At 38.0% G+C, this 18,010-nt stretch carries 20 protein-coding genes; 4 read left to right on the top strand and 16 right to left on the bottom strand.

Going from position 1 to position 18,010, the window contains the following annotated elements; all coding sequences use genetic code 11:
• Positions 1–25 precede the first annotated feature (25 nt).
• Positions 26–601 carry a 5' nucleotidase, NT5C type gene (locus ACWATA_RS01950; RefSeq protein WP_034271152.1) on the top strand — a complete coding sequence of 192 codons (576 nt, stop codon included), beginning with the start codon at positions 26–28 and terminating at the stop codon, positions 599–601.
• A 30-nt stretch (positions 602–631) separates the two neighbouring features.
• Here ACWATA_RS01950 and ACWATA_RS01945 read toward each other — a convergent pair whose 3' ends face one another.
• The 3 genes from ACWATA_RS01945 to ACWATA_RS01935 are packed head-to-tail and all read right to left on the bottom strand — an operon-like array spanning position 632 to position 2,660.
• Positions 632–1,045 (bottom strand): Fur family transcriptional regulator, encoded by a 414-nt coding sequence (locus tag ACWATA_RS01945; protein WP_013059207.1) that lies wholly within the window; start codon positions 1,043–1,045, stop codon positions 632–634.
• Positions 1,042–1,884, bottom strand: coding sequence for a metal ABC transporter permease (locus ACWATA_RS01940; protein ID WP_028411633.1), 843 nt, complete (start codon positions 1,882–1,884; stop codon positions 1,042–1,044). Before ACWATA_RS01940 ends, ACWATA_RS01945 begins: the two co-directional genes overlap by 4 nt.
• Positions 1,881–2,660 (bottom strand): metal ABC transporter ATP-binding protein, encoded by a 780-nt coding sequence (locus tag ACWATA_RS01935; protein ID WP_028411634.1) that lies wholly within the window; start codon positions 2,658–2,660, stop codon positions 1,881–1,883. Before ACWATA_RS01935 ends, ACWATA_RS01940 begins: the two co-directional genes overlap by 4 nt.
• Positions 2,661–2,933: 273 nt before the next feature.
• Here ACWATA_RS01935 and ACWATA_RS01930 point away from each other — a divergent pair, with 273 nt between their 5' ends.
• Positions 2,934–3,185 (top strand): DUF2624 domain-containing protein, encoded by a 252-nt coding sequence (locus ACWATA_RS01930; RefSeq protein WP_013059210.1) that lies wholly within the window; start codon positions 2,934–2,936, stop codon positions 3,183–3,185.
• Positions 3,186–3,234: 49 nt separating this feature from the next.
• Here ACWATA_RS01930 and ACWATA_RS01925 read toward each other — a convergent pair whose 3' ends face one another.
• Positions 3,235–4,122 carry a deoxyribonuclease IV gene (locus ACWATA_RS01925; protein WP_165635140.1) on the bottom strand — a complete coding sequence of 296 codons (888 nt, stop codon included), beginning with the start codon at positions 4,120–4,122 and terminating at the stop codon, positions 3,235–3,237.
• A 28-nt stretch (positions 4,123–4,150) separates the two neighbouring features.
• A complete protein-coding gene (locus ACWATA_RS01920) occupies positions 4,151–5,470 on the bottom strand; it encodes a DEAD/DEAH box helicase (RefSeq protein ID WP_013059212.1) in 1,320 nt (439 codons plus the stop codon).
• 185 nt (positions 5,471–5,655) lie between these two features.
• Here ACWATA_RS01920 and ACWATA_RS01915 point away from each other — a divergent pair, with 185 nt between their 5' ends.
• Positions 5,656–6,360 (top strand): YqfQ family protein, encoded by a 705-nt coding sequence (locus tag ACWATA_RS01915; protein WP_028411637.1) that lies wholly within the window; start codon positions 5,656–5,658, stop codon positions 6,358–6,360.
• Positions 6,361–6,488: 128 nt separating this feature from the next.
• Positions 6,489–7,439 (top strand): 4-hydroxy-3-methylbut-2-enyl diphosphate reductase, encoded by a 951-nt coding sequence (locus tag ACWATA_RS01910; RefSeq protein ID WP_028411638.1) that lies wholly within the window; start codon positions 6,489–6,491, stop codon positions 7,437–7,439.
• A 43-nt stretch (positions 7,440–7,482) separates the two neighbouring features.
• Here ACWATA_RS01910 and ACWATA_RS01905 read toward each other — a convergent pair whose 3' ends face one another.
• The 11 genes from ACWATA_RS01905 to ACWATA_RS01855 form a co-directional block, all read right to left on the bottom strand.
• Positions 7,483–8,604: a Nif3-like dinuclear metal center hexameric protein gene (locus tag ACWATA_RS01905; RefSeq protein ID WP_165635139.1), complete on the bottom strand. Its 1,122-nt coding sequence runs from the start codon at positions 8,602–8,604 to the stop codon at positions 7,483–7,485.
• Entirely contained in the window at positions 8,601–9,305 is a 705-nt protein-coding gene (locus tag ACWATA_RS01900) for a tRNA (adenine(22)-N(1))-methyltransferase (protein WP_154991833.1), read from the bottom strand. Before ACWATA_RS01900 ends, ACWATA_RS01905 begins: the two co-directional genes overlap by 4 nt.
• A 169-nt stretch (positions 9,306–9,474) precedes the next feature.
• Positions 9,475–9,834, bottom strand: a complete 360-nt coding sequence (gene cccA / locus ACWATA_RS01895; protein WP_013059217.1) for a cytochrome c550 — start codon at positions 9,832–9,834, stop codon at positions 9,475–9,477.
• Between the two features lie 131 nt (positions 9,835–9,965).
• Positions 9,966–11,105 (bottom strand): acyl-CoA dehydrogenase family protein, encoded by a 1,140-nt coding sequence (locus tag ACWATA_RS01890; protein ID WP_028411642.1) that lies wholly within the window; start codon positions 11,103–11,105, stop codon positions 9,966–9,968.
• A gap of 384 nt (positions 11,106–11,489) precedes the next feature.
• A complete protein-coding gene (gene rpoD, locus ACWATA_RS01885; RefSeq protein WP_013059219.1) occupies positions 11,490–12,623 on the bottom strand; it encodes an RNA polymerase sigma factor RpoD in 1,134 nt (377 codons plus the stop codon).
• 65 nt (positions 12,624–12,688) lie between these two features.
• Positions 12,689–14,497, bottom strand: a complete 1,809-nt coding sequence (dnaG, locus tag ACWATA_RS01880; protein ID WP_016765586.1) for a DNA primase — start codon at positions 14,495–14,497, stop codon at positions 12,689–12,691.
• Between the two features lie 41 nt (positions 14,498–14,538).
• Positions 14,539–15,009: a YaiI/YqxD family protein gene (locus tag ACWATA_RS01875; protein ID WP_028411643.1), complete on the bottom strand. Its 471-nt coding sequence runs from the start codon at positions 15,007–15,009 to the stop codon at positions 14,539–14,541.
• Between the two features lie 311 nt (positions 15,010–15,320).
• Positions 15,321–16,124, bottom strand: coding sequence for a pyruvate, water dikinase regulatory protein (locus ACWATA_RS01870; RefSeq protein ID WP_014458195.1), 804 nt, complete (start codon positions 16,122–16,124; stop codon positions 15,321–15,323).
• A gap of 33 nt (positions 16,125–16,157) precedes the next feature.
• Positions 16,158–16,796, bottom strand: a complete 639-nt coding sequence (gene ccpN / locus ACWATA_RS01865) for a transcriptional regulator CcpN (RefSeq protein ID WP_025750542.1) — start codon at positions 16,794–16,796, stop codon at positions 16,158–16,160.
• A 258-nt stretch (positions 16,797–17,054) separates the two neighbouring features.
• Positions 17,055–17,819 carry a DNA repair protein RecO gene (gene recO / locus ACWATA_RS01860; protein ID WP_033579683.1) on the bottom strand — a complete coding sequence of 255 codons (765 nt, stop codon included), beginning with the start codon at positions 17,817–17,819 and terminating at the stop codon, positions 17,055–17,057.
• Positions 17,820–17,846: 27 nt separating this feature from the next.
• On the bottom strand, positions 17,847–17,990 hold the full coding sequence (locus ACWATA_RS01855; protein WP_014458193.1) for a YqzL family protein: 144 nt from the start codon (positions 17,988–17,990) through the stop codon (positions 17,847–17,849).
• Between the last annotated feature and the right edge of the window lie 20 nt (positions 17,991–18,010).

Here is an 18,010-nt window from a genome sequence, read left to right as displayed (position 1 = left end):
AAACGTATTAAAGGAGTGCACGTAGTTGACAAAAAAGTTTGGAATTGACATTGATGGAACTGTTACCTCTCCTGAAACTTTTGTTCCTCATTTAAATAAAGCCTTTAACTTAAATTTAACACTTGAAGATATTACAGAATATGATTTCAGCCCTTTTGTAAATGTATCACCTGCAGAACTCGGGAAATGGTTTAAAGCAAATGAACGCTCTATTTACGAAACCTCTCCACTTGCAGACGATGCAAAAGCGGTTTTGCAAAAGTGGCATCAAAAGCACGAATTATTCTTTATTAGTGCAAGGCACGATCAGCTATTGGACGTCACGGAAGAATGGTTTCAAAAAAATGAGCTATCGTTTCATCACATTGAGTTAGTCGGCTCTCATTTTAAAGTTGAGACAGCAAAACGATACGATGTTGATATCTTTTTTGAAGACAAACATGATAATGCTTGTGAAATCAGTGAAGAATGCAATATTCCCGTTATCTTATTTGATACTCCTTATAATCGCTTACCTGTTCCAAAAGGAGTGGTTCGCGTATATAACTGGCTAGAAGCAGATCAGTGGGTAGCCGACTGGTTAAAAGAACAGCAAAAATAAAAAAGAGAGGTGCATAGCACCCTCTCTTTTTTATTGATTACATTCTATACATTGACCGTAAATTTCGAATTTATGGCCTGTAATATTATACCCTCGCAAATCCTCGTCTACATACTCCATCGGACAAGCTTCAATTTCTTTTGTTTTTCCACAATCTAAACAAATGAAGTGGTGATGATGATGAGCAGTTGCACATTTAAATCGAAAGTGCTTTTCGCTCGAAAGCTCCGTCATTTCAAGTACGCCTAACTCTACAAATAATGATAAATTACGGTAGATTGTATCAAAACTTAGACCAGGATAATCAGGCTTCATATATTCTAATACATCTTTTGCCGTTAAGTACTTATTTGATTTTGAAAACAAGGCAAGCATTTCTTCACGTTTTCCTGTATGTTTATATCCTTGATCTTTTAATAAATGAATGGCTTCAGTTAAATTCATTTTTGTTTCCCCTTCCGTCCTTTATTAATCATAATAGATATGATTAAAATAACAACAGCAATGACAACAATTGTACCGCCTGGTGCTAAATCCAAGTAGTACGCTGAAAATAATCCGCCTAAAACAGATATTTCACCAAAAATCACCGAAAGCAGAATCGTTTGTTTAAAGCCTCTAGCTAAGCGAATGCTTGCTGCTACAGGAAGAGTCATAAGCGATGACACCAATAGAATACCGACGATACGCATCGATACAGCAATGACAAGAGCAACCATCACGATAAATAAAAAGTGCATCCACTTCGATTTAATTCCAGAAGCAGAAGCATGCTCCTCGTCAAAAGATAAAATAAATAATTCTTTATATAAGAAAAAGACAATAGCTATTACAAATACGGCTATGACAACAACTGTCCAAAGATCCGAACGACTAACTGCACTCACGCTTCCAAACAAATAATTCATTAAATCATTATTAAAACCGTCTGCCAGCGAGATACAAATTGCACTAATACCAATTCCGCCCGATAAAATAATCGGAATGGCCAGCTCTTGATAGTGCTTGTAGACCCCTCGAAGCTTCTCGATAAAAAGAGCCCCTGTAACGGAAGACACCATTCCTAAATAGACGGGGTTCACTCCTTGCATAAACCCTATTTTCTGACTAAGAAGCAAGCTCGCAGAAATTCCGGCTAGCGTCACGTGACTTAACGCGTCTGCAATTAAAGAAAGACGTCTTACTACGATGAACGTGCCCAATAAAGGAGCTAAGACGCCAATAATCATACCTGTTAAAAATGCATTTCGCAAAAACTCAAATTGAAATAAACTGCTTATCATACGTGCTGCCCTCCATGATGATGATCATGGGTTAACACATGAACATTATGACCATAAAACATAGATACGTCATGTTCACAAAGCTGTTCGAATTCTTTGGCATTCCCATGAAAGTGTAAAAATTTATTTAAACAAGCAACGTGGGTTACTTTTTCCGAGACAGTTCCAATATCGTGAGTAACAAGCACAAGCGTAATTCCTTTTTCTTTATTTAACTTTTCAAGAAGCTCATAAAAAGTGTATACATTTTGTGCATCCACTCCGACCGTAGGCTCATCTAAAATTAACAGCTCGGGCTCACTTACAAGCGCGCGTGCAATAAAAATTCGCTGCTGCTGACCACCGGATAGCTCTCCTATGTTTCGATTTAAAAATTCGCTCATCCCCACTGCTTCTACCGCTTCTTTTACCTTTTGTTTATGAGAAGCATTCATAAAGCGAAACAAACCTAGTTTTGAAGTAAGGCCCGTGGAAACCACTTCAAAAACGGTAGCAGGAAAGCCGCTGTTGAAACTATTCGCTTTTTGCGATACATATCCAATTTTACTTCGTTCTTTAAACCTTCTCTGATCTTTTCCAAATAAACGAATTGAACCTTGAGATGGTTTTTGCAAACCAAGCAAACATTTGATTAGCGTTGATTTCCCAGAACCGTTTGGACCAACGAGCCCCAAAAAAGCTCCTTTTGGAATTGAAAAACTTATATCTTCTAATACATTCACTCCATCATATTGAAATGATAAATGATCAATTTCAATGATATCAGGTGTATTCATATGCGCCTCACCATTCTTTTTTTATATTTCTCCATACAAAAGAGGGCACGGTTTCTATCGTATACTCCGTTACCCATTTACTTTCTCAGAATCATTACGATTTAGTCATTAATGTAGTATACAGGATTGTCTTTTATTTGTAAACTAAGCCGTTTCACTCTTTCGCTTTCTTACCCCCGTAGGTTCATCCGACTCAAAATGTTGTTTTATTACACAATATAGTCACATCTTTCTTTTTTATTCATAAACTGTATATGACGAGGAGGTAATCATATGAAAATTGTACAGCAGATTGTCAATAAGAAAGTAAACAATATTACCCCGAAAGAGCTTTTAAAGTATAGCAAACAATACAACATCCCCATTACAGATCAGCAGGCACACACCCTTGTATCTGTCATTAGACAGCAGCCCGTAAATATTTATAACCTTGAAGAGCGCCGAAATTTAATCAAACAAATTGCTCAAGTAACAGATCGTGAAACTGCCAGACGCGTGAACGAATTATTTCAGCAGTTAATGTAAAAGAAGAGGTCATGTCTGTAGACATGACCTCTTTCAATCACATATGAAATTACATAAGCTTTTGTTTTAATTCTGAATCAAAGCTTTGTGCACGAATCATATCAATTTCCAATTGATATGGCGCTTTTTTATTTTTCTTATCTTCTCCTACATAAGGAGTTTCTAGAATTTTAGGAACTTCTTTAAACGCTGGGTGATGAACAATATAATTCAGTGCACCAAATCCGATTTCACCAAACCCAATGTTTTCATGACGGTCTTTTCGAGCACCGCATACATTTTTACTATCATTGATGTGAAGCACTTTAATTCGCTGTATTCCTACGGTTTTGTCAAATTCATTTAATACACCGTCAAAGTCTTGAACGATATCGTAACCAGCATCATGTACGTGACATGTGTCAAAACAAACAGAGAGCTTTTCATTGTACGTCACACCATCAATAATTTGGGCGATTTCTTCAAAGCTTCTTCCACACTCTGTTCCTTTTCCAGCCATTGTCTCAAGCGCAATTTGAACTTCTTGATCAGCTGTCAACACTTCGTTTAGACCGTTGATAATTTGCTGAATACCAGCATCTGCTCCGGCCCCCACATGAGCCCCTGGATGAAGAACAATTTGCTTTGCGCCAAGAGCATGGGTGCGCTGAATTTCAGACGTTAAGAAATCTACTCCAAGCTCAAATGTTTCGGGCTTTGTTGTATTCCCTAAATTAATTATATAAGGAGCATGTACAACAATATCTTTCATTCCATGCTCTTTCATATGCAAAAGACCAGCTTCAATATTAAGCTCTTCAATCTTTTTGCGACGAGTATTTTGTGGAGCGCCTGTATAGATCATAAACGTATTTGCTCCATAAGAAGCTGCCTCTTCACTTGCTCCTAAAAGCATCTTTTTGCCGCTCATCGATACGTGAGAACCAATTTTCAACATTCTTTTTTACACCTCTAACCTATTGCGATTAACGATTGTTGCGTCTTTCACTACGCTTTTTCTTTTGCACGTACTTTGTAATTTCACGAGCACGTTTTTTCTTATAGCCAGGCTTTACTTTCTTAGGCTTTTGAATAAAGCGATGTGCCTCTTCTCCCACTTCATCCGCTTTCTTCACACGCTTTTTACGGCGGTTACGGTCATCAATAGAAACCCATTCTTGCTTTTGAAGATCTTTGTTTACAAACTCGATTCCCATTTTCTCTAGCTTATTTACTGCATCTTCATCTTCCACATCGAAGATTGTAGCAGCAATTCCAGAATGACCAGCACGAGCTGTACGGCCTACGCGGTGAATGTAGAAATCTAGATCTGAAGGAAGCTCAAAGTTAATAACGTGTGAAATCCCTTCAATATCAATACCGCGAGCTGCTAAATCTGTCGCTACTACGTATTGAAATTCTAAATTATTAATTTGCTTCATCATTTTCTTACGGTCACGAGGAGATAAGTCTCCGTGAATTCTTCCTACTTTTAAGCCTTTAGACAGTAGGTCATCTGCTACTTCGTCCGCCATTTTCTTTGTATTTGTAAAGACGATAGCTAAATAAGGATTATACGAAATAAGCATATCGTGCAGCAGCTTAAACTTGTTACGATGACGTAGTGGAACTAATACATGCTCTAATTTAGCCGCTGCTGCTTGCTTCGGCGAAACATGCGTAAATTTTGGATTTTCCATGTATTTTTTTAAGAATGGCTTTAATTTTTCAGGAATCGTTGCTGAAAAAACAAGCATCTGTAATTTTTCAGGCATGTTGCTTGCCAAACGGTCCACATCTTCTAAAAATCCCATATCAAGCATTAAATCAGCTTCGTCTACTACTAACGCCTTAGTTGTATACACAACTAACGCTTTTTCATTTACTAAATCAAACAAACGAGCCGGTGTTCCTACAACCACTTGAGGCTGTTTCTTTAATTTGTCGATTGTACGCTGCTTATCTGTACCGCCGATAAAACATTTTGCTGAAATTTCTTCTCCTTCAGCACTGTGTTTTGTTAGCTTTAAGACTTCTTGATAAATTTGAGAAGCAAGCTCACGAGTTGGAGCGGTAATTACAACTTGTACTTCTTCTTTTTTAGGATCTACCTTTTCAAGTAAAGGCAATAAATAAGCGTGTGTTTTGCCCGTCCCTGTTTGTGACTGACCAATTACACTTTCCCCTTTTAAAACGGAAGGAATTAAGCGCTCTTGAATCTCTGTAGGCTGATAAAAACCTAATTGTTTAATTGCTTCTATTAAAAATGGTTGAAACTCAAAACGTTCAAAGTTTGTTTTTTCCATAATAGTCTCCTTTTTTACATTCACGTTCATCTTTTAAGGCACAATATATGATTATAATCGATTTTTCCTTCTGTGACTACTTCTCATTCATATTACTAAAACTTATTACCTGTTTCAAAAACATTTTATCGCGAGTTGCATACGATAGTAAAAGAAAATCTACTTTACTAAAGGAGGTGCGTCCTTTGCTACAGCGAAGACCACCATTTCCACCCGGTATGCAAAGAAGAATGATGCCAGGAATGCCACCGCAAAACGGTTTTGGGCAACAACCTGGTAACTTTGGCCAATTTAATCCATTACAGCAGTTTCGTAACTTTGCCCAGCAAACAAATGCTCAACAATCATTTTACCCGAATCAGCAAGGCCTGAACCGTGGAGGAGGTAACTTCTTAACTCGCCTATTCCGAAGAGGCGGGAATAGAAACATCCCCTTTCAACAAGCAGCAGCTGCTGCTCCTCGAGGTTCTTTGTTTTCAGGCCTTTCAGGAGCCCAAGGTGCTGCAGGAGCGACCAACTCTTCTTCCCTGCTTGGAGGTTTACAAGGTTTAACGAACCCTGCTAACTTAAGCTCCATGATGGGAAATGTTCAGCGAGTATTAAAAGCTGCGGAAACGATGGGACCTATGATTCAACAATACGGACCTCTTGTCAAAAATGCTCCTTCTCTATGGAAAATCTATCAGGCCCTGCGCTCAAGTGACGATACAGATGAAGTACTCGAAGCAGAAGGAACAGAGGTTGCTGAAACTGATGAAAGCAAAGACAGTAAGGTTTTGTCAACAGGCGCAGAAAGCACGGATTCATCTGATGATGAGCTGGATTTCTTCGAAGAAGAAATTGAACTTTCCTCTAGAGATCGAGTGTCTAAACCAAAACTTTATATTTGATAAATCTGCTAGTTCCGTAAGTAAAGACAGTAAGTAAAAAAAGAATATCTTTGTATTCTTCCTTCCTCTTTTATATAATAGAAGCGAGTTGAATTGCTCGTCAGGATTATGATGAGGAGGAAATTGAAATGAAAGTTATTAAAATCGCACCGCGCGGCTATTGTTATGGTGTAGTAGACGCAATGGTCATTGCACGAAACGCCGCTTTAGATAAATCATTGCCTCGACCAATCTATATCTTAGGAATGATTGTTCATAATAAACACGTTACAGATGCGTTTGAAGAGGACGGCATTATCACACTGGACGGTGCTAATCGCCTAGAAATCTTAGACCAAATAAATGAAGGAACCGTTATTTTTACGGCGCACGGAGTATCTCCAGAAGTAAAAGAACGAGCAAAAGAAAAAGGTTTAACAACAATCGATGCTACATGTCCGGATGTTACAAAAACCCACGACCTTATTCGCCAAAAAGAAAAAGAAGGTTATGACGTTATTTATATCGGAAAAAGAAATCATCCTGAGCCAGAAGGTGCACTTGGCATCGCACCAGATATCGTTCATTTAATTGAAAAAGCAGAAGACGTAGCCCATTTAAATATTCAACGAGAAAAAGTCATTGTAACCAATCAGACAACAATGAGTCAGTGGGACGTTGCAGATGTCATGGAAAAAGTAAAAGAAAAATATCCGCACGCTGAAGTTCACAAGGAAATTTGTTTAGCTACACAAGTTCGCCAAGAAGCTGTAGCTGAGCAAGCAGGTGAAGCAGATGTTACAATCGTAGTAGGAGATCCTAAAAGTAACAATTCAAACCGTCTAGCTCAAGTATCAATGGAGATTGCCGGCACTGAGGCATATCGCATCGGTGACATCTCAGAGCTTCAGATCGAATGGTTGATGAACGCGAAAACCGTAGCTGTTACGGCAGGCGCATCTACCCCTACTCCAATCACAAAAGAGGTCATCAATTTTCTAGATCAGTTCGATCCGGAAGATGAAACAACATGGACACGTGAAAAAAGTGTGCCTCTTTCAAAAATTTTACCAAAAGTTCGAACAAAAAAATCGTCTTAATAGACGCAAAAGAAGGTGTTGACATTCGTCAACACCTTCTTTGTTACATAAACGTAAATGGGTTTGTGTCTACTTTTGAATCAAATACTTCACACTCAAAGTTTTTCGCTTCAAAAAGACTGTTTAATACGCGTGTTACACCTTGTCTCATGACTTTTTCAACATGATGACCAGGATCTACAACGTTTAATCCCATTGCCATTGCATCATGCGCAACGTGGAAATACAAATCACCTGTTACATAGGCATCTGCTCCGCTAAATTTTGCGTTTGTAATATATTTGTTTCCGTCTCCGCCAAGAACAGCTACTTTTTTCACAGTGGCATCCATAGACCCTACTACTCTGACACCATCTACATCCAATGCTTGTTTAACGTGATCGGCAAACTGTTTTAACGTCATCTCTTCTTTTAACTTACCAATTCGTCCAAGTCCAAGCGTTTCGCCCGTTTGTTCCACTGGATAAATGTCATAGGCTACTTCTTCGTAAGGATGAGCACTGAGCATGGCACGAATAATTTTATTTTGTTGACCCGCTTCAAAAATAGTTTCAACTTTTGTTTCATTGACACGTTCTAGCTCTCCTTTTGAGCCAATGTATGGATTGGCTTCTGAAGAAGGTTTAAATGTGCCTTCGCCTTCTGTTGAAAACGTACAGTCGCTGTAAAGGCCAACATGTCCAGCTCCCGCATCACAAATAACTGTGCGCACTGCTTCAGCGTCATTTGAAGGAACAAATACAGCTAGCTTTTTCAATTGAATCGACGTTGTCGGAACCAGCACTTTTGTCTCTTGTAGCCCCAACGCTTCGGCTAACAAGTCATTTACTCCGCCTTTAGCTATATCTAAGTTTGTATGAGCAGCATATACGGCAATATCATGCTTAATGCATTTCTCTAAAATACGCCCTTCAGGACGATCTGTAACCACTTGTTTTAGAGGTCTAAAAATAGGAGGATGATGAGCAATAATTAAATCCACTTGTTTTTCAATTGCTTCGTCTACGACCGTTTCAAGAACATCTAACGTTACCATTACTTTTTTTACAGGCTTGTTTAACGTTCCAATCTGTAAACCAATTTTATCTCCTTCAACCGCTAAATGCTTGGGAGAAAATGATTCAAATGCCTCAATTACTTGAAATCCGTTAGGGATTTTACTCATTTTAACGCCTCCTCAATTAATGAGATGTCTTGGGTAAGTTTTTGAAGTTTTGCTTTGCTTTCCTCTGACTGAGCCTGTTCCATTTGACTGACAATTTGTTTAAGATGATTTAGTTCATGCGTCCACTTTGTCATAAAAGCAGAAGAGCGCTTTTCTTTTAAAATAGGGCCCATTAACACACCGGCTTCCACTTCCCCGTTATACGGAGCTAAAGGGTTTCCAGGTTCAGCGACGATGACTTCATACATACGACCGTCTTCTTCGATGATTTTTTCATCAATGATTTCCCAGTTGTGTTGAATCAGCCAGCTGCGAATATGATGTGAACCAATATTTGGCTGAAGCACAAGTCGTTTTACTCCTTCTAATTTTGCCTTTCCTTCTTCTAAAATCATCGTAATAAGCGTTCCGCCCATTCCGCAGATTGTAATACAGTCTACTTCATTCGGCGATATTACTTCTAGGCCGTTTCCTTTTCGAACATCAATAACATCCGTTAAGCTTGTTTTTTTCACCTGCTGAATAGCCGATTGCAGGGGACCTTCTGTAATTTCACCTGCTACAGCGCCGCTAATATATCCATTTAAATAAGCAAAACATGGCAAATACGCATGATCTGAGCCAATGTCTGCTATCTTTGCTCCCAAAGGAATCGACTTTACTACTTCTTCAAGTCTTGCTGATAAGTTTAATTCATTCATTTTGTCACCTATTCTCTATGTGATTACTGTTCATTATTTTAACATAGATAGCTGCATGATTCCTATTTCTCTTCATGTTTTCCTTCTAGCTGAATGCATATAAAAACATCATAAAAAAAAAGCCTGCTTTATAAATGAGCGGCTTTCCAGAAAATCATGTTTCTGAACTCTATTTAATTTCGGATACCCATTTAGCCATTTCCTTCGCTTTTTCCGGAGGAACCAGCCCCGGCGGCATGTTTCCTTTACCGTTTACAACAATATCTGCAATTTCGTCTTGAGAAACTTTTTTCCCAATTCCTTTTAACGAAGGACCTACTCCACCTTGATACTGATCGCCGTGACAACCAATACAAGTTTTTTGATAAATTTCTTCTGGTTTAGCTGAAGCCTGCTGTTCCGCGCCACCGCCTTCTTTTTCAGCCGCGATTTCTTTTGCATTGTTCAATCCGTTGAACGAAAGCGTTAACATTAAAGCAATCCCGATTACCGCAATTAATAAAAATGGTATTAGCGGATTTCGCTTCACTCACTATACCCCCTTTATGTATTCCCATCCCTAGAAATAACAAAATAGTATAAGCACTTTTATTTTACTTGAAAATGCTCATAAGTGAAAGGGTTTTATTTACATAATTAACTAATTTCTTATTGCTTATCTTAACAGCCAATTTGCCTTGCAATAACAGAGCGCTGAATTTCCGAAGTTCCTTCTCCAATTTCTAAAAGCTTGGCATCCCGTAAATACCGCTCCACGTGATACTCTTTCATGTAGCCGTATCCTCCATGAATCTGCACAGCTTGACTGGCTACTTCCATACAAATTTCAGAAGCATACAGTTTACACATAGCTGCTTCTTTCGTAAATGGCTTTCCTTGGTCTTTTAACCACGCTGCTTTATACACCATATTTCTTGCTAACTCAATTTTCATGGCCATATCAGCTAATTTAAACTGAATCGCTTGAAACGATGAAATAGCTTTCCCAAACTGCTTTCTTTCCTGCGCATATGACAGTGCTTTTTCATAAGCCGCTTGAGCGATTCCAACGGCCATTGCCCCAATTCCAATTCTTCCCCCGTCAAGCGTCATTAGAAATTGTTTGAATCCTTCTCCTCTTACACCGAGTAAATTCTCTTCAGGCACTTCAACATCCTCTAAAACGAGTTCAGTTGTATTTGAAGCATGTAGACCCATTTTCTCGTAATTGTCTATTACAGTAAAACCTCGAGCTTCTGTAGGCACGATAATAGCTGAAATTTCTTTTTTACCTTCTGTACGGTTTGTAACAGCTGTTAAAGCTAAAAACTTTGCATAGCTGGCATTCGTAATATAGCATTTACTTCCATTAATCCTAAATGTTCCATCCTTCAACACTGCTTCGGTCTCCGTTCCCCCCGCGTCACTTCCTGCGTTCGGTTCGGTTAAACCAAACGCTCCAAAAGATTCCCCGGAGCATAAAGCAGGTAGGTACTGTTCTTTTTGCTCCTTTGTTCCGAATAAATAAATAGGTGCCCCCCCGAGCGAAACATGAGCTGAGTATGTAATTCCTGTAGAGCCACAAGCTTTACTTAACTCCTCTACGACAATAGCAAAACTAACCGTATCTGCGCCTCCGCCACCATACTCTTCAGGAAAAGGAAGGCCCATTACACCAAGCTCACTTAACTTTTTAAAAACATCAAGCGGAAATTGCTTACTTCGATCGCGCTCTAGTGCATTTGGTGCTACTTCAGCTTCTGAAAATTCTCTCAGCGTCCGTTGAATCATCTTTTGTTCATTGGTTAATTCATAATTCATTTTTATTCCCCCTAAAAATGTATACGCTTACATTATCTAATTATAATTCATTTTTGTAAATTTTCTCAACTTTTAAAACGTTTTAATTTTTTCATGTTATAATAGAGGAGTATTCATCAATGCAAGAATAAAATGAGAGCGATTCCATTTTTTTCGGATGTTTAAATGAAATTTGAACATCTTACGCTTCTATAACAAAAGAATATAAAGGAGCATTTGCAAAACGAAGGACAATTCAGTAAAATATATGAAAGAAGAAAAGTTGGTAAAAAAATCAATATACTTCTTTAAAATGCGTTTTCATGAAATTTATTCCATAAAAAAACAGACAGCCTCTTTCCGCAGGGAAAGAAGCTATCTCATAAGCGCTATTTACGCTTTTATCTATTCTAAGAAATCTTTTAAACGTTTGCTTCGACTAGGGTGACGAAGCTTGCGAAGCGCTTTAGCTTCAATTTGACGAATACGCTCACGCGTTACGCCAAATACTTTTCCTACTTCTTCAAGCGTACGCGTACGCCCATCGTCCAGACCAAAGCGGAGTCTAAGAACATTTTCTTCGCGATCTGTTAACGTATCAAGGACGTCTTCTAACTGCTCTTTTAATAATTCATATGCAGCATGTTCAGAAGGTGATGTTGCATCCTGGTCTTCAATGAAGTCACCTAAATGAGAATCATCTTCCTCACCAATTGGCGTTTCAAGAGAAACCGGCTCTTGGGCAATTTTTAAGATTTCACGAACTTTTTCTGGTGTTAAGTCCATATCTTCTGCAATTTCTTCAGGAGATGGTTCGCGACCTAAATCTTGTAGAAGCTGACGTTGAACACGAATTAGTTTGTTAATCGTTTCAACCATATGAACAGGGATACGAATCGTTCTTGCTTGGTCAGCAATCGCACGAGTAATAGCTTGACGAATCCACCATGTCGCATACGTACTGAATTTATAACCTTTGCGATAATCAAATTTTTCTACCGCTTTAATAAGACCCATGTTTCCTTCTTGAATTAAATCAAGAAACAGCATACCGCGTCCAACATAGCGTTTAGCGATACTTACCACAAGACGTAAGTTTGCTTCAGCAAGACGACGTTTCGCTTCTTCATCGCCTTCTTCAATACGTTTTGCTAAATTGATTTCTTCCTCTGCCGACAATAAGTCAACGCGTCCGATTTCTTTTAAGTACATACGAACTGGATCATTAATTTTCACACCAGGAGGTACACTTAAATCATTTAAATCAAACTCTTCTTCTTTTGACAGTTCTTGAATATCGGGATCGGCATCGTCATCATTTGCTTCAGATTCACTCATTACTTCAACACCTTGTTCTCCAAGGTATTCATAATATTCATCCATTTGATCGGATTCAATTTCGAAGTTCGCCATACGCTCTGCAATTTCTTCGTATGTTAGCACACCACGTTTTTTTCCGATTTCGGTCAATTGATCTTTTACTTGTTCAATTGTTAAATCTGAATCAAGTTGTTTTGATTGAGCTGATTTTTCAGCCATCAGATCCCCTCCTTCCAAAATTTTAAGGAAAACCTTCTAAAAGTGGGACTAATACGCAACATCGTTTATTTTAACGTTTTTTTCAACTGTAAAATTTCCATTGCTATTGTCGCAGCTTTTAAATAATCTTTTTGACGCTCTGCTTCTTGCTTTTCTGCTTCTTTTTTTTCTATCGCTACCCTTTGTGGATAAATCAATATCGTTTGGATATAATCATTCAAAGCTTGCTCCGACAATTCATCATTGATTGACATCATCGCCAATTCTGAAGCTAGACTAGACAACGAAGATTCGGGCAACCGCTCAATAAATCCGCTCGGATTAGGCTCGTGTCCTTCCTCGTAATAGGCATACAAATATAGAACAAGCGCACGATGTTCTTCGACATTGAACTGACCTTGAAGTCGGTCTTGAATTCTAAATGCTACATCCTTATCTTTCAACATATGAGCGATCAAAAAACGTTCTGCATTTTGATAAGCCGGTAATAAGCTTCTCTTTACGACTGGTTGTCTATTTATATTATTTCGATTTGGAGAATCATTATCCTTTTTCTTTTTTTCCGTTCGATACACTTGATACTGCTGTTCTTTAAGCGCATCTAATGAAATGGAAAACTCTTGTGCCAATTGGCGTAAATAATGATCTCGCTCTACAGCTTTTGTAAGGAGGCTTATTTCTTTCAAAACGTCTTCAATGTATTGCATACGTTCAGATTCATTTTGTAGATTTCGCTTTCGGCGGAGATACCTCATTTGAAATGCCATAAAGGTCAAGCTGCTATTAATAACATCATTTTGAAACTTCTCTGCCCCGTATTCTTTAATATAATCATCCGGGTCATAACCATCCGGCATCACAGCAATCTTAACGGTACAACCCACATTTGTTAAGATAGCAGTTGCTTTGTGCGCTGCTTCAATTCCAGCAGAATCTGCATCATAGCAAATGATAACGGACTCTACATTTCGGCGAATAATTTTGGCTTGTTCTTCTGTTAAGGCAGTTCCCATTGTTGCAATTGCGTTTGGGCACCCCGCTTTAACAGCTGAAATAACATCTGCAAATCCTTCAAATAAAATAACCTGCTGATTTTTGCGTATATGTTTTTTAGCGCGGTGAAAGTTGTAGAGTGTGCGACTTTTGTTAAAAATAGAAGTTTCGGGACTGTTTAAATATTTAGGCTGCCCTTTTATCTCTTTTAGCAGGCGCCCTGAAAATGCAATTGTTTTGCCTTGCAAGTCAGCAATAGGAAACATAATTCGATCGCGAAAACGATCAAAGTACGTTTCATCTTGGTTGCGTTTAATGATTAAACCTGCATGTTCCATCTCTTGCGGATTAAACCCACGTTTTGTTAAGAACTTACTTACAAATTCCCACGAATCTAAAGCAAAACCTATCTCAAATTCATCGATAATTTCTCGTGAAAACCCTCGATTTATTAAATAATCATAAGCATCTTGGCCTTCTTTTGTATTTACCAATAAATGATGGTAAAATTTCTTTAAAAGCTCGTGTGCTTCAATCATTTTATTGCTAGGCTTTTGATTATCTTCTTCATGAGGATGTATCTCATGTTCAAAAGGAATGTCTCCTTTTTCAGCAAGCTGCTGAGCTGCTTCCGTGAAGGACAGTCCTTCTAATTCCATTATGAATGAAAATGAATTCCCTCCTGCACCGCATCCAAAGCAATGATAAATTTGTTTATCAGGCGATACTGAAAAAGATGGTGTGCTTTCCCCATGAAACGGACAGAGTCCAAAATAATTGCGCCCTTGTTTTTTTAGTTGTACATAATCGCTTATGACGTCGACAATATCTACTGAATGCCGAATACGGTCGATTACTTCATCAGGAATTCGATTTGCCATAGTAACAGCTCCGTATTTCATATAATATTCTTCACTAAGTGCTAAATTCCTGCAAGTTTCGACAACATTTTTTCAAAAGCTTGAATGAAATGCTGGCGATCTTCTTCACTAAATGCCTTTGGGCCTTTAGTATGACGCCCTGACCGTCGCTCTTTTGCAGAAACATAGCGAAAGAAAAGCACCGTATTCATTTCGTCGTCATTATAGTACTTTCCACGAGGAGACAGTGCGTAAACCCCTCGACTTACTAACATGCTTGCTAAGCCAGTATCTTGAGTTACGACAATATCCTGCTTGGCTGCGTGATTTAAAATATATAAATCTGCGGCTTCCTTTTCTGCATCTACATAGACCCATTTTCCTGGTGTAGGATTTGTTTGCATGTGAGCATAGGAAGCAACAAACACAAGCTCGATGTCATATGTATGTGTAAGTTCAACGATTTCTGCTTTAACAGGGCATGCATCAGCATCGACAAAAACTTTACTTTTTCTTTTGCTATAACTCTGTATTCTACATCCCTCCAGAGATTCCTTCTAACAATTTGTTATTTCCTGTAGATGGCATTTGTCGAATACTTTTTTGGATTTTGACTTGACTTTTATATAAATAGTTTATTCGTTCTTAACAAAGTCTAAACCTAAAACTATTCTTTTTTATCACAATTTTTTATTATAATATAAACAACCTATATTTTCTATACCAAAGTCACTTGTTTTTAAAAGTTCTGTCATATTCATCTTTGGTATATTTTCTTAGGCTTACAGCATACAAACATAAGAAAGCAATCTCCTTTCTGTCACGCACAGAGGAGATTCATCGTTTATTTCTTTTTGATGGTATTGAGAATGATACCAGCTGTTTCTTCTACGGCTCTGTTGGATACATCAACCACTTCACAGCCAATCTTATCTACAATTCCTTGGAAGAATTCAAGTTCTTCTTTAATACGGCCAATATTAGCATAAATTGCTTTATCGTTTAGCCCAAGAGACTTTAAACGCTCTTTACGAATATCGTTTAATTTTTCAGGACTGATAGTAAGCCCTATACACTTCTCAGGTGATACGTGAAACAGCTCTTCTGGTGGATCTACCTCAGGTACAATCGGAACGTTGGCTACTTTCAAACGCTTGTGTGCTAAAAACTGAGAAAGAGGTGTTTTAGATGTTCTTGATACACCGATTAATACGATATCCGCTCTAAGAATGCCTCTTGGATCACGCCCATCATCATATTTCACTGCAAATTCAATCGCTTCTACTTTCTTAAAATAATCTTCGTCTAACTTTCTAGCCATTCCAGGCTCATAGCGAGGAGAAAGTTGATAAGAAGATTGAATTTTATCAATTAAAGGTCCAATAATATCAAATACCTCTACCCCGTTTTTGGACGCTTCTTGAATTAAAAATTCTCTCATTTCGGGCTTTACTAGCGTAAAGCCAATAATAGCGTTGTTCAACTTCGCTACTGAAACCACTTCTGAAAGTGTTGCAATGTCCTCTACGTAAGGTACTCTTTTAATTACAAAGTCCGTCATATTGAACTGACTTGATGCAGCCTTTACAACTAGTTCAGCTGTCTCACCTACAGAATCCGAAATGACATAAAGACATGGGTTGTTCATATTTTGTGCATCCCCTTTTTAATCCTTTTTCACTTATAATACTTCATCATTTGCTAGTGCTACTAGTAATTTTGTAATATTTGTTTTGGTAATGCGTCCCACCACTTCAAAATTGCCGTCTCCCTCTTTAATAACGGGCATAGCATCAATCTGTTTTTCAATTAAGATCTTAGCAATATCAATTAACAAATCTTCGCGATAACAATATGTAATGTTGGGCATTCTCGTCATGATAATATGAACAGGAATAGATGTGAGCTCTTGCTTTCCGATACTCGCGCGCAATAAATCTTTACGCGACAGTACTCCCACTAGCTGTGATTTCTCATCCACTACAAAAAGGGTCCCCACGTCTTCTAGAAACATTGTACAAATAGCATCATATACCGACACATTTTCGTTCACGACTACAGGGATAGACTGATATTCTTGCACCTGTATTTTTTTTATTTTATCTGTAAGAAGCTGTGCTCCTGTTTTACCTGTGTAAAAGTAACCTACGCGCGGTCGCGCTTCTAGATAACCAGCCATTGTTAAAATAGCCAAGTCCGGTCTTAGCGTGGCCCGCGTAAGGCTAAGCTGATCTGCAATATGCTCGCCTGTAATAGGGCCTTCGTCTTTGACAATTTGTAAAATTTGTTCTTGTCGTTTGTTCAGTTCGATTGTACTCACCACCTAATCATTAAATGTGACATACTATTTATAAAACATTATATACTTTTTAAGCAAAAGTAAAAGCTATAACTTATTAATTTTAGCATTTTATCTTTTTAGAATGCCGTTTATTTTACCATGGCTTCTCAAAAAAAGCAGACATTACGCTTACAATAAGCGAAACTATCCCTTCGCTCCACAGTAAAAAGGGTGTCCTCTACACACTACGAGGCACCCTAGCGACAGCAATTCCTTGCATATCACTGATTATCTTTTCTATTTCTTATCAGAGAGCGATTGTTTTAAAGACTCCATCTGATTCAAAAACCGCTTTGTTTTTAAAAACAATCCTGAATATTCTTCATAATATTGATCAATTACAAACTTTAATTGTTTTTTTGTTTCGGGTTTAACAGAAATAGAACCTAACCGCTTTAAATCAATGTAATAAAATAGCCTTAATAGTTTAACCGTCATCGGACTAATTTTCAAATGATAAGGATCTTTTTCTAAGCATCGATGACAAATAAACCCGCCTTCTCGAATGGAAAAATGAAATGTTCCTTCACCTTGATGGCAGACTGCACATTCATTTAATGTAGGATGAAGACCTAGAACGTTTAACATTTTCATTTCATAAATAAATGTTAAGATCTCTGCATCATACTCTTCGTTCATATAATGAATGGTTTGGTGCAGCAGTTCAAATAGAAATGGATTTGGTTTATTGTTCTCAGTAGCTTTATCTGTTAATTCAAGAATATAAGAAGCATACGCTGTTGTGAAGATATCTTCGCGTATGCTTCTCATAGATGAGATAACTTCTCCTTGATGGAGAGTACCCATTCCTGAACCTGCTTGTATAAAAAAGTATCCATACGTAAATAATTGTGTGACGGAAGCTAAGCGACTACTGGGCTTTTTTGCCCCTCTTGCCATAAGACCCACTTTTCCGAGTTCACGTGAATAAATGGTGACAATTTTATTTGATTCACCGTAATCATTCGTTCGAATGACAATTCCTTCGCACTTTTTAAACAATCATCATCACCGCCATCTTACAGAAGGCTAAGACAAGGGAGAATTGAGACTTTCGCTGTTGTCCTCATATGTTTCGGGTCTTTCTTTCACTTCATTTTCAAGTTCCTTAAAAATGAGATAAGTATCAATGCTACCTGTTTGTGAAAAAATGTTCCAAGTAAAATTCAACATAGAACTCCCACCTTTCTAAC

It is taken from the genome of Priestia sp. USM5 (assembly GCF_058323215.1).
The sequence above is the reverse complement of the archived record's forward strand: the minus strand, read 5'-3'. Positions and strand labels throughout refer to the sequence as shown.

What these genes read in the sequence shown, in the direction of transcription:
- ACWATA_RS01945 (WP_013059207.1), bottom strand. Translation starts at nt 1,045, where the DNA reads ATGAATTTAACTGAAGCCATTCATTTATTAAAAGATCAAGGATATAAA.
- ACWATA_RS01940 (WP_028411633.1), bottom strand. Translation starts at nt 1,884, where the DNA reads ATGATAAGCAGTTTATTTCAATTTGAGTTTTTGCGAAATGCATTTTTA.
- ACWATA_RS01935 (WP_028411634.1), bottom strand. Translation starts at nt 2,660, where the DNA reads ATGAATACACCTGATATCATTGAAATTGATCATTTATCATTTCAATAT.
- ACWATA_RS01930 (WP_013059210.1), top strand. Translation starts at nt 2,934, where the DNA reads ATGAAAATTGTACAGCAGATTGTCAATAAGAAAGTAAACAATATTACC.
- ACWATA_RS01925 (WP_165635140.1), bottom strand. Translation starts at nt 4,122, where the DNA reads ATGTTGAAAATTGGTTCTCACGTATCGATGAGCGGCAAAAAGATGCTT.
- ACWATA_RS01920 (WP_013059212.1), bottom strand. Translation starts at nt 5,470, where the DNA reads ATGGAAAAAACAAACTTTGAACGTTTTGAGTTTCAACCATTTTTAATA.
- ACWATA_RS01910 (WP_028411638.1), top strand. Translation starts at nt 6,489, where the DNA reads ATGAAAGTTATTAAAATCGCACCGCGCGGCTATTGTTATGGTGTAGTA.
- ACWATA_RS01905 (WP_165635139.1), bottom strand. Translation starts at nt 8,604, where the DNA reads ATGAGTAAAATCCCTAACGGATTTCAAGTAATTGAGGCATTTGAATCA.
- ACWATA_RS01900 (WP_154991833.1), bottom strand. Translation starts at nt 9,305, where the DNA reads ATGAATGAATTAAACTTATCAGCAAGACTTGAAGAAGTAGTAAAGTCG.
- ACWATA_RS01890 (WP_028411642.1), bottom strand. Translation starts at nt 11,105, where the DNA reads ATGAATTATGAATTAACCAATGAACAAAAGATGATTCAACGGACGCTG.
- rpoD (WP_013059219.1), bottom strand. Translation starts at nt 12,623, where the DNA reads ATGGCTGAAAAATCAGCTCAATCAAAACAACTTGATTCAGATTTAACA.
- dnaG (WP_016765586.1), bottom strand. Translation starts at nt 14,497, where the DNA reads ATGGCAAATCGAATTCCTGATGAAGTAATCGACCGTATTCGGCATTCA.
- ACWATA_RS01870 (WP_014458195.1), bottom strand. Translation starts at nt 16,124, where the DNA reads ATGAACAACCCATGTCTTTATGTCATTTCGGATTCTGTAGGTGAGACA.
- ACWATA_RS01855 (WP_014458193.1), bottom strand. Translation starts at nt 17,990, where the DNA reads ATGTTGAATTTTACTTGGAACATTTTTTCACAAACAGGTAGCATTGAT.